The sequence below is a fragment of the Duganella sp. SG902 genome, assembly GCF_013376005.1.
GTDB lineage: Bacteria > Pseudomonadota > Gammaproteobacteria > Burkholderiales > Burkholderiaceae_D > Rugamonas.
The window spans coordinates 188,284-202,561 of sequence record NZ_JABMJK010000010.1 but is presented as its reverse complement, the minus strand read 5'-3'; the positions used below and the strand labels follow the sequence as shown (position 1 = coordinate 202,561).

Here is a 14,278-nt window from a genome sequence, read left to right as displayed (position 1 = left end):
ACACAATATTCCTGACGCAGCGCCCAGTCCAACACCGATTTAGCATGATTTTCATACCTGAAAGGTATGCAGTGGAATTACGCCATTTACGCTACTTCGTCGCCGTCGCCGACGAGAAAAACTTCACCCGCGCCGCCGAGCGTTTGCACATCGCGCAGCCGCCCTTGAGCCGCCAGATCCAGCAGCTGGAAGAGGAACTGGGTGTGGAACTGATCGAAAAAGGCACCCGTCCGGTCAAGCTGACCGAGGCCGGCGCCTTCTTCCACGCGCACGCGCAGGAGCTGCTGGCCAAGGCGGCGGAGCTCAAGACCATGACTCAGCGCGTAGGCAAGATCGAGCGCAGCTTGTCGATTGGTTTTGTGGCGTCCACGCTTTACGGCCTGCTGCCGCGCATCGTGCGCAACTACCGTGTGCGCCACCCGGAGGTGGAAGTCACCTTGCACGAGATGACCACCATGCAGCAGATACAGGCGCTGAAGGATGGCGCGATCGATCTTGGCTTCGGCCGCGTGAAGAGCGAGGACCCGAACATCCGCCGCATCGTGCTGCGCGAGGAGCGGCTGGTGATGGCGCTGCCGGCGGCGCATCCGCGCGCGGCGTCGTCGGATCCATTGAGCCTTGTGGACCTGCAATCGGAGACCTTGCTGGTGTATCCGAAAGCGCCGCGCCCGAGCTTTGCCGACCAGGTGTTGTCGGTGCTGTCCGAGCGCGCCATCCGGCCGCTGAAGATCATCGAGGTGCGCGAACTGCAGATCGCGATTGGCCTGGTTGCCGCCGGCCAGGGTGTGGCCATTGTGCCGGAGAGCGTGCAAGGCATGCGGCGCGACGACGTGGTGTTCCGCGCCCTCACCGACCGCCATGCCGTGTCGCCGGTGATGTTCAGCGTGCGCAAGCTGGATCGGTCGGAGGAGCTGCAAAAGATGCTGGCCGTGATCTACGATGTGTACGACGCGGCCGGCATCGCCTATCTCCGCGAGACGCTTTAAGCCGTCGCGGGCGCTGCATGCAAGGCGGCCGAAGCCGAGCGGCCGTGACGGATCAGCGACACGGCGATGGTGGCAATCACCGCCGGAATCGCAATGGCCACGAAGTTCTGCTCCAGCGGCAGCTGCATGCCCACCAGCGTGCCGATCACGATTGGCGCCAGGATCGCGCCGCTGCGGCCCACGCCCGATGCCCAGCCGATGCCGGTCGAACGCACCGCCGCCGGGTAGAACTGCCCCGCATACGCATAAGTCACAATCTGTGTGCCGATGGTGGAAGCGCCAGCCAGGCCGACCAGCACGTACAGCGCCTCGGTCGGCACCTTGTAGCCCAGCAGCGTGATCGACACCGCCGCCAACGCATACATCCCCACCAGCACATACTTGATGTGGAAGCGGTCGGCCAGCCAGCCGCCACCCACGGCGCCGATCACCGCGCCAAAGTTCAGCACCAGCACGAACGTCAGCGCCGAGCCAAGGCTGTAGCCTGCCCCCGCCATCAGCTTGGCCAGCCACGAGCTCAATGCATACACCATGAACAGGCACATAAAGAACGCGATCCAGAACATCACCGTGCTGAAGCCGCGGCCATCCTGGAACAACTTGCCGATCGGCGCGCCGTCGGCGCGATCGTGCACGGGAACGGCGTAACGATCGGTCGCGCCGGCCACGTACCGCGGCTCCATGCGCGTCAGGATGGATTGCAGCTCGCCGATGCGGGCCTGGCGGATCAGGAACGGCATCGACTCCGGCAGCGTCTTGAGGATGAACGGTATCAGCACCACCGGCACGCCTGCCGCCAGGAACACCGACTGCCAGCCATAGGCCTCGATCATGCCCTTGCCCAGCAGCGCCGCCAGCATGCCGCCGACGGCATAGCCGCTGAACATCAGCGTCACCATGGTTGAGCGGATTTTGCGCGGCGAGTATTCCGTCATCTGCGCCACCACGTTGGGCATCACCCCGCCGATGCCCAGGCCGGCGAGGAAGCGCATGGCGCTGAACACATAGGGATCGGTGGTCAGGCCGGCGGCGGCGGTGAAGACGCTGAACAGCGCCAGGCAAATGGCGATGGCGCGCGGCCGGCCGATGCGGTCCGCCACGGTGCCGAGGAAGATGGCGCCGAACATCATGCCGAACAGCGCCGAGCTGACCATGAAACCGGCGTTCTGCGCGGTCACGCCCATGCTCTTCATGATGGATGGCAGCGCGATGCCGGCGACGGCCAGGTCGTAGCCGTCGCAAATGATGATGATGGCGCACCACGCCAGTACGCCGGCGTGGAAGCGGTTGAACCGCGCGTTGTCCGCTAGTTTGTGGATATCGATGTGCTGCATGATGCCAGTCTCCCTGTTGTAGTAGTGGTGGTGGAATTCATTTGGCGGGACGCAGCAGGCGATGTGCCGCCATGCCGATCAGGATGCCCCAGAAGGCTGAGCCGAGGCCGAGGAAGGTCATGCCCGACGCCGTGGCCAGGAAAGTCAGCACCGCCGCCTCGCGCTCCGGCGCGTCGGCGACCTGCGCCAGATTCATGCTGATGGGGCCTACCAGCGCCAGCCCGGCCAGCGTGACGATCAGCTCTTTCGGCAGCGCCGCGAACAGCATCACCACCGAGCCGCCGCACAAGCCGGCCAGCAGGTAGAACACGCCGTTGGCGATGCCGGCCACGTAGCGGCGCGACGGATCTTCGTGCGCGTCGCGGCCGGTGCACATGGCGGCCGTGATCGCGGCGATGGCGATGGTGATGCCGCCCGTGAAAGCGGTGACGAACGACGCCACGCTGTTGACCACCACCACGCGCCGCACCGGCACGTCGTAGCCGGCGCTTTTGAGTATGGCCATGCCTGGCAGGTACTGGCCGCTCAGGGTCGTCAGCACCAGCGGCAAGGCGAGGCTGAAGGTGCTGGACCAGCTCCATTCCGGCGTGATGAACTGCGGCGTCACCAGTTGCAGTTTGACGTCGCCGAGGTGCGTTTGCCCGGTCAGCGCGGCGATCAGGATGCCGGCGGCCAGCAGCAGTACCACGCTGTAGCGCGGATACAGCCGCTTGCAGATCAGGTACGCCGCCAGCATGCCGCACACCAGCAGCGGCAGTGTGGACATGCCCTTGAAGGCATTCAGCCCGAACGGCAGCAGGATGCCGGCCATCATGCCGCTGGCGACGCCCTTCGGCACGTGCGCCATCAGGCGCTCAAAGCCGCCGCTCAGGCCTATCAACAGCAGCAGCACGGCCGCCGTCAGGTAGGCGCCGACCGCTTCGTGGATCGACAGCGCCGGAAAAAGAGGAATCAGCAGCGCGGTGCCGGGCGCGGACCACGCGGTGATGATGGGCGCCTTGAGCGTCCAGCTCAGCACAATGCCGGCCACCGCCGCGCCCAGCGTAATGCCCCATACCCACGAGGCGAACATCTGGTTGGACATCTGCCCTGCCTGCGCGGCCTGGTAGAAAATCGCCAGCGGTCCCGCCAGCGACACCAGCACGGCCAGGAAGCCGGCGGCGATCGCGGATACGGAACTATCGGCCCAGCGCTGCGCGGCCAATGATGGTTGCATGGTGTCTCCTGTTCTTGTCTTTGAATGGCAGAGTAGACAAGTTACGGGGGACGGTCCAACACCGATTTAGTATCCATTTGATACCCGGCGAGTATGCTGAAAGCCGTTCTGCGGCTCAACATTTGCGATGCCATTCGTCAAGGGGAACACTGTAGTTGAGCATTACAAAATCGTAATGCTTCACTATTTGCTAATTTAATTGGGCACTTTTAAGATAACTCCAGGTTAGAAAATATTTAACATTTTCGTCACTGGAGGAACATCATGTCGCGTAGCGCCCTGCAAACCGCGGAAGCGTCCGCCCTGTTCCGCCCCGAGGCGCTGGACGAGGCACGTTCCAGGCTGGGCGCGCCCGTCCAGCTGCTGGGTGTGTCGGGCTGGGCGATGACCCTGTTTTTCGTCGCCTTGCTGGCGACCCTCGCGGTGTTTGCCGCCACCACACGCTACGCGCACAAGGAAAATGTGTATGGACAGGTGACGCCGGTGGCCGGCAGCCTGCGGGTGATCGCCGGCCGCAATGGCGTGGCCGAGCAGGTCCTGGTGCATGAGGGACAGGCGGTCAAGGCCGGGCAGGAACTGATCAGCATTTCCTCGGCGCCGCGCCTGCAGCAAGGAGGCATGCTGAGCGACAGCCTGCGGCGCGCGCAGGACAACGAATTGCAGGCGCAGCGACGCCAGGCCGAGGCCAGGCTGGAACAATTGCAGCGCCAGTTGGACGAAGTCGGCGAACGCCGCCGCAATGTCGGCGACGACATCGTCCGGCTGCGGGAGGCGCGGCGTCTGCAGCAGTCGCGCATCGAGATCCAGGAGCAATCGGTCGCCGCCGCGCGCGTGCTGACCGAGCAAGGCATGTTGTCGCAAATAGCGATGCGCACCCGCGAGGACGGTTTGCTGGCGGCCAGGCAAACCCTGGCCGGACTGGAGCGGGAATCGGCGCAGCAGCAGAGCCTGCTGGTGCAGCTGGGCGCCCAGGCCGCGCGGCTGAATGCCGAGATGCGCATGGTGCATTCCGAAACCGACAACACGGAGGCGCAATCGGTCGAGCATCGGCTGGTGTCGGAAGCCACCTATGCCGATCACCTGACGGCGCCGGCCGATGGTGTGGTCACGGCGTTGCAGGTCCATCCCGGCACCTCGGTCACCAGCAATCAGACGCTGGCGATCGTGATCCCCGCCGGCCCGCTGCAACAGGGCCTGGAGGTCGAACTGTGGGCGCCGTCGCGCGCGGTCGGCATGCTGCGGCCTGGTGCGCGAGTGCATCTGATGTACGACGCCTTCCCGTACCAGACCTTTGGCGTCTCCCATGGCGTGGTGCGCGACATCGCCAACGCGCCGGTGATGCCGAATGAGCTGCCGGTGCCGATAGAAACCAAGGAACAGCTGTTCCGTGTGCGCGTCACACTGGACCGTGCGGCCTTGAGCGCCTATGGCCTCGACTGGCCGCTGATGCCCGGCATGCGCCTGAGCGCCGACCTGATGCTCGAAGAACGCAGTCTGCTCGAATGGCTGTTGGACCCGTTACGCGCCGCCCGCCGGCGAGGAGGATAAGATGCGTCACTGTTTGCGCCACCGGCTTGCTGTGCTGTTCGCCGCGCTGTTCTTGATCAGCGTACCGGCCCTGGCCGGCACGGCCGCGCACTTCGGCCCGCGCCTGCTGCTGGTGCGGAAGGATGGCCATAGCGCGCTGTTTCTGCCGGAAAGCCACATCGGCTCGCCAGCGCAGGAGGATGGCTACTTCCGCGACGTGATCCGGCCGGCCTTCGCGGCCAGCAGCGCGCTGCTGGCCGAGCGCTCCAGCGTGTCGTGGTTCGAGCGCGGCTACGACCAGGCGGCCTGCGCGGATGAAGGCGCCGCCGAGGCCGCGCTGGACAGCCGCCTCAACGCCGCCTTGCGCGAGCAGGCGCCGGCCGTGCCGCCGCCGCTGCGGTCCGTGGCCGCGTCCGACAGGCTGGAGACGCTCGGTCGTTTCATCCGCTTTCATCTGCTGTTTGTGAATGCGCACCAGCGCGCGATGGGGCGGCTTCCCGCACAGGCCGACGCCACAGCCCAGCGTTTTCAAGTCCGCAATGCGCAGTCGGGGGTGTTGCTGGCGGAAGCGCCACGGCGCACCAGCTCTGTGGAAGATACCGGCACCTGGCTTGATGCCTATTGCGCGATGACGCCGCAACAACGGGCGGCGCTGATCGCGTCGACGATCGAACAAAGCAGGCAGGAGTCCGCCGCTGGCGCCGGCGGTTCCGCCGAACAGCTGCGTGACAGCACCTACCGCGACAACGACGCCGATTATCAGCGCGAACTGGACCGCGTTCGCGCCGCCTTGCAAGCGCATGCCGCGACGACCGATGCGCGCGCCTGGACGCAGGACGAACTGGTGCTGAACCGTTTCATGATCGTCCAGCGCAGCAAGGCCTGGGTGGCCGGCATGTCCGCCGTGCTGGCGCATGAACGCCTGCCCTTCTATGCCTTGGGCGCCGCGCACTTTGCCGACAGCCCTTCCGGCCCTGGATTGATCACGCTGCTGCGCGCGAACGGTTATGCCGTCCAGTTGCTCGCCGACCGGCGCGCGCTGAACGCCGCCCTGGCGCAATTGCCGCCGGCGCGCGCGGCGGAGCGTGAAACGCCGCTGGCGGTGCGGCCGCTGGCCGGCGATTGCCACACCGACGGTGACAGCTATGGCTGTAGCTGGAGCGATCCAACAACCAGCTATACGGTGCTGAACGCCCAGTCGTCGCAGCCGCTGGAGATCTGGTCGGCCTGTTTCCAGCGCGAAGGCATGCTGGGACCCGAGCGCCATTGCGTCTCCTCAACCAGGCAGGCCGACGCGCAACGGGCCGCTGATCTGGGCGCGTCCCGGCGGCGCGACAAGCCACCGCCCGCGCCTGCCCAACCCTGACATCCAGCTTTTCCCGATTTATCTGGTAACGGACGTTTCCCCGTCCGCTGCCGGACCTTTGTCCCTTGAGCGCTCATTGGACTGTCGTAGCACGTCTGTTTATTCACTTATTAACCAACTGGAGTAGATACCATGCGAATTCTGAATGACGATGAAATGAACGCCGTCGCCGGCGGCCAAGGCAGCACCGTGCATGCCAAAGCGGAACTGCCGGTAAGGACCAAGTCCAAGGTCATCAACCCGACCAGCATGCTTCATACCGATGAGGAGGAGGAGCCCGGCGATGGCGGCGACGGTGGTGGAGGTGGCGGCGGCGGCGATGGCGGCGATGTCGGCGGCGGCGATGTCGGTGGTGGCGACACCGGCGGTGGCGATACCGGCGATACCGGCGACACCGGAGACACCGGCGATAGCGGCGGCGACGACGGCTATGGCAATGAAATTGGCGACACCAGCGAACCAGTCGACAACAGCGAAAATGACATCCAGCTGGCCAAAGCGGAGAGCGATCCCAAAGCCGACATCAAGCTGACCTGCAATACCGAGAACGGCAGCAAAACCTGCGTTTCCGGCAATGCCGACCACTTTATCGTGACCACCACCGACAAGAGCGGCAACACCACCGCCTATGCCTGCGGCCTGAATCCTGGCTACAGCGTGTCGTTCTCGCTGGAGTTGTTCAAATCGATCCGCGGCGGCTCGCTGGGCGGTAGCTGGACCCAGACCGGCGCCTTCGATTGCAAGGTGCTGCCGAGTACCAAAAACGGCTAACCAACTGTCATGAGCTGTGCTGCGGCGCCCCGCCTGGCGGCGCCGCAGCCGTGAAAGAGAGCGGAACACCATGTACCAAGCCTTTCAATCCGAAGCGGCCGAATGCGGCCTTGCCTGCGTGGCGCTGGTGCTGGCCGCGCACGGCGCTCCCGCCGATCTCGCTGAACTTAGGCGCAAACACCATGTCTCCTCGCGCGGCCTGACACTGCGCGAAGTGGCCGACATCGCCGCCGCCAACGCCCTGGTGACGCGCGCGCTGCGCTGCGAGCTGGACGAACTGCGTCAGCTGCGCTGTCCGGCCATCCTGCATTGGGGACTGCAGCATTACGTCGTGCTGGAACGTGTGCGCGGCGCCACCGTACGCATCAGCGATCCGGCCAGCGGCCGCCACGACCTGGGCATCGACGAAGTGTCGCGCTTCTTCACCGGCGTGGCGCTGGAACTGGCGCCCGCGCCCGAATTCCGCAAGCGCAAGCAGCAAAGCCCGCTCAGCCTGTGGTCGTGGTTCCGGCTCGGCCCGGGCGTGCGCGGCAGTCTGGGACAGATCTTGTTGTTGTCGCTGCTGCTGCAAGCCTATATGGTGGCCAGTCCATTCTATATGCAGCTGGCCATCGACCAGGCGGCGCTGAAAGGCGACCATGGCCTGCTGATGTCGCTGGCGCTGGGATTCGGCCTGTTTGGCCTGTTCAACGCCGGCGCCGACGCCTTGCGCGGCATCGTCACATTGCGGCTGTCGGCACTGCTGAACTGGGACATGACCCTGCGTCTGTTTCGCCACATGGTCCGCTTGCCGCTGCCATGGTTCCAGCGCCGCAAACTGGCTGACGTGCTGTCGCGCTTCGATTCGATTGCGCCGGTGCGCGACCTGATCTCGGGCAGCCTGGTCACCACCGCGGTGGACGGCCTGCTGACGCTGGCCACGCTGGTCATGATGTTCGTGTTCGCGCCGCAGCTGGCCTGGGTGGTGCTGGCCGGGCAAGTGCTGTATTTGCTGGTGCGGCTGGGCACCCTGCCCCTCTCCATCCGGCTCGGCATGGAGGCGCTGGGCGCGCGCATCGCGGAAAGCAGCAAGCGCATCGAAACCATACGCGCCATCCAGACGCTGAAGGTGATGGGCGCCGAAAACGCCCGCGAAAGCGACTGGGCCAACAAGTTTGCCGCCGTCATCCGGCGCGAACAGGCGCAGAACGTGGCGAACCTGTGCTTCACCGGCGTCCACGGCCTGCTCGAAACCGGCGTCAGCGTGACCCTGATCTACCTTGGCGCGCGTGGCGTCATGGATGGCGCCATGTCGGTCGGCCTGTTGTACGCCTTCATGTCTTACCATGGCCAGTTTTCCAGCCGCGCCAGCGCGCTGTTCGAGCAGATCATCCACTGGCGCCTGACCGACATGTATTCCTATCGCCTGGCCGACATCGTGCTGACGCCGAAAGAGCCGCGCATCGACGAGATCAGCGTCGCCCAGCCGCACATCGAGGGCGCGCTGCAGTTCGTCGGACTTGGTTTCGCCTACGCGCCGCAGGAACCGGCCATTTTGCGCGACATCTCCTTCAGCATCGCGCCCGGCGAGTTCGTCGCCATCGTCGGTCCGTCCGGCGCGGGTAAATCGACCCTGCTCAAGGTTCTGTGCGGGCTGTATCCGGCCAGCGCCGGGCAGGTGCGGCTGGACGGCCGTTCGCTGGAATCCTGGGGCCCCAAGGCCACCCGGCGCGCGTTGGGCGTGGTCATGCAGGACGATGAACTGCTGGCCGGGACGATTGCGGAAAATGTCGCTTTCTTTGACGATCACATCGACATCCAGCGGGTGTGGACCTGCCTGGAGCAGGCGGCGATCGCCGAGGATGTGCTGAGGATGCCGATGCGGGTGGAGACCTTTATCGGCGAAATGGGCGGCAGCCTCTCCGGCGGTCAGAAACAGCGCCTGCTGCTGGCGCGCGCGCTGTACCGGCAGCCGCGCATCCTGGTGCTGGACGAGGCGACCTCCCACCTGGACATGCGGCGCGAATCGGCCATCAATGACGCCCTGAAGGCGCTGACCATTACCCGCGTCATCGTGGCGCACCGCAAGGAGACGATTGCCGCCGCCGACCGTGTGATCACCATTGACGAGGGAACGGTGGTGTCCGACCGCCGCAACGAGGCGGCTATCCCGCTGCGGTACTAGCGGCTTGCAGCGCCAGCAGTTCGTCCTCGGTGAAGCCGGCCTGGCGGCGGGCCTGCAGATTGAACGGCCCGCGCGGCGTCGGCGCGCGGTATTGGCGTGCCAGTTCGGCGTAGGTGGGAAGCAGTTCAAGACCGCGCTGCCGGCACAGGAACCCGTACCAGCGGTTGCCGATTTCCACGTGGCCGATCTCGTCGCGCAGGATGATGTCGAGGATGGCGGCGGCTTCCTGGTCGCCGGCTTGCGCCAGCTTGGCGCGCAGCGGCGGATTGGCGTCGAGGCCACGCGCTTCCAGCGTGCGCGGCACCAGCGCCATGCGCGCCAGCACGTCGCCACAGGTGCGTTCGACCATTTCCCACAGGCTGTCGTGGGCGATGAAGTCGCCGTAGCTGTAGCCGAGCCGCCGCAAATGCTCCTGCAGCAGCGAGAAGTGATAGGCCTCCTCGCGCGCGACCTTCAGCCAGTCGGTGTAATAAGCGGCTGGCATGCCGGGGAAGCGCCAGACCGCGTCCAGCGCCAGGTTGATGGCGTTGAATTCGATATGGGCCAGCGCATGGATCAGCATCGCCCTGCCTTCCGGCGTGTTCATGGCGCGCCGGCCGACTTGCAATGGCGGCACCAGCTCGGGCTTGTCCGGCCGGCCCGGAATGGCGGCGACGGATGACAGCGCCGCCTGCGCGTCCGGAACGCAAGTCCCCTCGCGCGACGCCGCCGCCATCGCATACACCGCCGCCACCTTGGCCGACGGATCCGGCTCAATCAGGCATTGCAGCGCGCGGGCGCGCAGTTCGGTGGGGGCGTGCATAGTTGTCTTCCAAATCGGCGAGGGCGATAGTGTACCACTAGGTTACCCGGGAACTAAGCCCTGTCCTACAGCCACACCGCACGCGCACCTATACCTCTGCCGTCGTCTCGACCGCATGATGTGGGATGTCACCGCGCTGTCTTGCGCGGGGCATTACCAACCACTTGGAGACCATCATGAGCTATCTAGACCGCGATACCTATGGCATTTACAGCAACGACGACACCACCGGCCCCGGCCCGCGTCTGATGGGCGCGGATACGCTGATCGGCGAGGATGTCTACAACCGCCAGGAGGAAGACCTGGGCGACATCAAGGAAATCATGCTGGACATGCGCAACGGCCAGGTGGCCTACGCCGTGCTGTCGTTCGGCGGCTGGCTGGGCATGGGCGACAAGCTGTTCGCCGTGCCCTGGCAGGCGCTGGAGCTGGACACCGTCAACAAGCGCTTCCTGCTGGACGTGTCCAAGGAGCACCTGAAAAACGCTCCCGGCTTTGACAAGGACGATTGGCCCGACATGGCCAGCACCGAATTCAACACCCAGCTGCACAACTTCTACGGCACCCGTCAAAGCGTGCCCGGCGGCGTCACCGCCAGCGGCAGCGTGATGGGCAGCTCCAGCGGCAGCCTGCAGAGCGACCAGGGTTACGGCAGCACCAGCGGCGGCACGCTGGGCTCGGGCAGCGGCACCACCGGCACCGGCAACATCGGCAATATCTGACGCCGGCCTACCCGGCGCACCATTGGCTCGCCGGGGCATGCGATATGCCGCATGCCCCGGCGGGCTACTCTGCTTAAATCGGCCCAGCGAAATAAAGTCATTACGTAATCGCACCAAAACCGGGCATTTCCACTGGCACGTTTCTTGATAGAAGAATAAACGTGCTCAATAGGGAATGTTCGATATGGCCAACTTCTTCAATGAAATGACTGCTGACGGCCTGGCGCACACAGCCAGTGCCGAGATACGTGAACACTACCGCGAGTTCTGCGGCTGGCTGCAGCGCCAGTCGGCGGAGACCATGGAACGCAAGCGCGCCGAGGCCGACCTGGCGTTCCGGCGGGTCGGCATCACCTTCGCCGTCTATGGCGACGATGCCGGCACCGAGCGGCTGATTCCCTTCGATACCATCCCGCGCATCATCCCGGCGGCCGAATGGAAACAGTTGCAAACCGGTCTGGTCCAGCGCGTCAAGGCGCTGAACATGTTCGTCCACGATATTTACCACGATCAGAACATCATCAAGGCCGGCATTATCCCGGCCGAACAGATCTACAAGAACGCGCAATACCGGCCGGAGATGCAAGGCATCAACGTCGCCTCCGACATCTACGCCCACATCGCCGGGGTAGACATCGTGCGGGCCGGCCAGGGCGAATTCTACGTGCTGGAAGATAACCTGCGGGTGCCGTCCGGCGTTTCGTACATGCTCGAAGACCGCAAGATGATGATGCGGCTGTTCCCGGAACTGTTCGCCCGCAACAAGATCGCCCCGGTCGATCATTACCCCGACATGCTGCTCGATAACCTGCGCTCGGTGGCGCCGATGGGCATCAACGACCCCACCGTGGTGGTGATGACCCCGGGCATGTACAACTCGGCCTACTTCGAGCACGCCTTCCTGGCCCAGCAGATGGGCGTGGAGCTGGTCGAGGGCAAGGATTTGTTTGTCAGCGACAACACGGTGTTCATGCGCACCACGCGCGGCCCCAAGCGGGTGGACGTGATTTACCGCCGGCTGGACGACGATTTCCTCGATCCGCTGGCGTTCCGGCCCGATTCCTCCCTGGGCGTGCCGGGCCTGCTGTCGGTGTACCGCGCCGGCCGCGTGACGCTGGCCAACGCCATCGGCACCGGCGTGGCGGACGACAAGTCGATCTATCCCTACGTGCCGGACATGATCAAGTTTTATTTGTCGGAGGAGCCGGTGCTGAACAATGTGCCGACCTACCAGTGCCGCAAAAAGGAGGATCTCGCGTACACCCTGGCCAACCTGCCGCAGCTGGTGGTCAAGGAAGTCCACGGCGCCGGCGGCTACGGCATGCTGGTCGGCCCGGCCTCGACCAAGGCGCAGATCGAAGACTTCCGCCAGCGCCTGATCGCCCGGCCGGACGGCTACATCGCCCAGCCGACGCTGGCCCTGTCCGCCTGCCCGACCTACGTCGAAAGCGGCGTGGCGCCGCGCCACATCGATTTGCGGCCGTTCGTGCTGTCCGGTAAGACGATTTCCATGGTGCCGGGCGGTCTGACACGCGTGGCGCTGCAGGAAGGCTCGCTGGTGGTGAACTCGTCGCAAGGCGGCGGCACCAAGGATACCTGGATTCTGGAGAAATAAATCATGCTGAGCCGCACCGCTGACCATTTGTTCTGGATGGCGCGCTACACCGAGCGCGCCGAAAACACCGCCCGCATGCTCGATGTGAACGTACAGACCTCGATGCTGCCGCAGTCGGACGAGGAAAACGCCGAAGGCTGGCGCGCCCTGCTCGGCATCTCCGAGCTGCAACACGCGTTCGATCAGAAGTACCAATCGCTGGAGGGCCGCGAAGTCATCGATTTCATGGTGCGCGACCCCGGCAACCCGTCCTCCATCGTGGCTTGCCTGACGGCGGCGCGCGAAAACGCCCGCGCCGTGCGCGGCACCCTGACCACGGAGGTCTGGGAAATCCAGAACCAGACCTGGCTGGACATGCAACGCCGCCTGACCAGCGATTTGCTGGAAACCGACCCCAGCAAGTTCTTTGAATGGGTCAAGTACCGCTCCCACCTGTCGCGCGGCGTCACGCTGGGCACCATGTTGCGCGACGAGGCCGTGCATTTCATCCGCCTGGGCACCTTCCTCGAGCGGGCCGACAACACGGCGCGGATCCTGGACGTGAAATACCACGGCGGCGCGCCGGAGAGCGGCGAAAGCATGAGCCAGCGCGACTTCTATTACTGGGGCGCGATGCTGCGCTCGGTGTCCGGCTTCGAGATTTACCGCAAGGTCTACCGCGACGTCATCACCCCGGCCCGCATCGCCGAGCTGCTGATGCTGCGCGCCGACATGCCGCGCTCGCTGCTGGCCTGCATGGACGAGGTGGTATCCAACCTGCACGAGGTGCGCAACGACGTTTCGGCCGACACCGAGCGCTTCGCCGGCCGCCTGCGCGCCGAGCTGCAGTTCGGCAAGATCGAGGACATCCTGGCGGAAGGCCTGCACGACACGCTGACCCGCTTCCTGGCCGACATCTACGAACTGGGCAACCGCGTCAGCCGCGATTTCCTGGTCCCATTGGCGGCGTGAGCGAAAGGCTATCCCATGCAATTGACCATACGGCATGAAACCCGCTACACCTACAGCCTGCCGCTGGCCTACACCATCCAGCAGCTGCACCTGACGCCGCGCGTGGAGCCGCAGCAGCATGTGCTGTCGTGGCAGCTGTCCACGCCCGGCCACGTGCACGCCTACACCGACGCCTACGGCAACCTGTCGCACATGATGACCATGGATGTGCCGCACCAGACCTTGTCGATCGTCGCCAGCGGGGTGGTTCAAACCACGGCGCCGGACCGGGGCCGGGTGCCCAACGGCGATACGCTGTCGCCGCTGATCTTCACCGTCCCGACCCGCCTGACCGCGGCCACACCCGGCATACTGGAACTGGCGGCGTCCTGCCTGCCGGACGGCAAGGCCGCCACGCGCGATCTGATGTGCCTGGCGGAGCACATCTTTGGTGCGGTCCGGTATCAAAGCGGTGCGACCGCCGTCGACACCACGGCCAGCGACGCGCTGGCGCTGGGCCAAGGCGTGTGCCAGGACCACGCCCACCTGTTCCTCGCGTGCTGCCATGCGCACGGCATCCCGGCGCGCTATGTTTCCGGCTATATCGACCCGGAAAACAGCGACCACGCCGCCAGCCACGCCTGGGTCGACGCGTGGGCCGATGACAAGGATTACAGCGGCTGGGTCAGCATCGACGTGACCCACGCGCGCCTGATGACGGACGCCTATTGCCGTCTCGCCATCGGCCGCGATTATGACGGCGCGGCGCCGGTGCGCGGCGTGCGGCGCGGCGGCGGCACCGAGTCTTTGAGCGTGGATGTACAGATTACGCCGCAATGAGCGGT

12 protein-coding genes are annotated in these 14,278 nt (G+C 65.2%); 9 read left to right on the top strand and 3 right to left on the bottom strand.

Annotation, left to right across the window (positions count from 1 at the left end; translation table 11 throughout):
- Nucleotides 1-71: 71 nt before the first annotated feature.
- A complete protein-coding gene (locus FHW83_RS21010; RefSeq protein ID WP_176648301.1) occupies nt 72-986 on the top strand; it encodes a LysR family transcriptional regulator in 915 nt (304 codons plus the stop codon).
- Here the strand turns inward: FHW83_RS21010 and FHW83_RS21005 are convergent.
- A complete protein-coding gene (locus FHW83_RS21005) occupies nt 983-2,320 on the bottom strand; it encodes an MFS transporter (RefSeq protein ID WP_176648300.1) in 1,338 nt (445 codons plus the stop codon). The two genes, FHW83_RS21010 and FHW83_RS21005, sit on opposite strands and share 4 nt — an antisense overlap.
- Nucleotides 2,321-2,357: 37 nt before the next feature.
- On the bottom strand, nt 2,358-3,536 hold the full coding sequence (locus FHW83_RS21000; protein ID WP_176648299.1) for a benzoate/H(+) symporter BenE family transporter: 1,179 nt from the start codon (nt 3,534-3,536) through the stop codon (nt 2,358-2,360).
- A 264-nt stretch (nt 3,537-3,800) separates the two neighbouring features.
- On the opposite strand from FHW83_RS21000, the gene FHW83_RS20995 reads away from it, so the two are divergent.
- The 4 genes from FHW83_RS20995 to FHW83_RS20980 all read left to right on the top strand — a co-directional run bounded on the left by FHW83_RS20995 (nt 3,801) and on the right by FHW83_RS20980 (nt 9,364).
- On the top strand, nt 3,801-5,084 hold the full coding sequence (locus tag FHW83_RS20995; RefSeq protein WP_176648298.1) for an HlyD family secretion protein: 1,284 nt from the start codon (nt 3,801-3,803) through the stop codon (nt 5,082-5,084).
- Between the two features lies 1 nt (nt 5,085).
- A complete protein-coding gene (locus FHW83_RS20990; protein ID WP_176648297.1) occupies nt 5,086-6,429 on the top strand; it encodes a TraB/GumN family protein in 1,344 nt (447 codons plus the stop codon).
- Between the two features lie 132 nt (nt 6,430-6,561).
- Entirely contained in the window at nt 6,562-7,200 is a 639-nt protein-coding gene (locus FHW83_RS20985) for a hypothetical protein (RefSeq protein ID WP_176648296.1), read from the top strand.
- Between the two features lie 70 nt (nt 7,201-7,270).
- Nucleotides 7,271-9,364, top strand: coding sequence for a peptidase domain-containing ABC transporter (locus FHW83_RS20980; protein WP_176648295.1), 2,094 nt, complete (start codon nt 7,271-7,273; stop codon nt 9,362-9,364).
- Here the strand turns inward: FHW83_RS20980 and FHW83_RS20975 are convergent.
- Entirely contained in the window at nt 9,345-10,166 is an 822-nt protein-coding gene (locus FHW83_RS20975) for a ferritin-like domain-containing protein (RefSeq protein WP_176648294.1), read from the bottom strand. The two genes, FHW83_RS20980 and FHW83_RS20975, sit on opposite strands and share 20 nt — an antisense overlap.
- Nucleotides 10,167-10,342: 176 nt before the next feature.
- On the opposite strand from FHW83_RS20975, the gene FHW83_RS20970 reads away from it, so the two are divergent.
- The 4 genes from FHW83_RS20970 to FHW83_RS20955 all read left to right on the top strand — a co-directional run bounded on the left by FHW83_RS20970 (nt 10,343) and on the right by FHW83_RS20955 (nt 14,273).
- The gene (locus FHW83_RS20970; protein ID WP_176648293.1) at nt 10,343-10,888 is read left to right on the top strand and encodes a PRC-barrel domain-containing protein; all 546 of its coding nucleotides are present in this window, start codon (nt 10,343-10,345) and stop codon (nt 10,886-10,888) included.
- Between the two features lie 184 nt (nt 10,889-11,072).
- Nucleotides 11,073-12,503, top strand: a complete 1,431-nt coding sequence (locus tag FHW83_RS20965; RefSeq protein WP_176648292.1) for a circularly permuted type 2 ATP-grasp protein — start codon at nt 11,073-11,075, stop codon at nt 12,501-12,503.
- A 3-nt stretch (nt 12,504-12,506) separates the two neighbouring features.
- Nucleotides 12,507-13,454 carry an alpha-E domain-containing protein gene (locus FHW83_RS20960; protein WP_176648291.1) on the top strand — a complete coding sequence of 316 codons (948 nt, stop codon included), beginning with the start codon at nt 12,507-12,509 and terminating at the stop codon, nt 13,452-13,454.
- Nucleotides 13,455-13,469: 15 nt separating this feature from the next.
- Nucleotides 13,470-14,273, top strand: coding sequence for a transglutaminase family protein (locus tag FHW83_RS20955; protein WP_176648290.1), 804 nt, complete (start codon nt 13,470-13,472; stop codon nt 14,271-14,273).
- Nucleotides 14,274-14,278 lie beyond the last annotated feature (5 nt).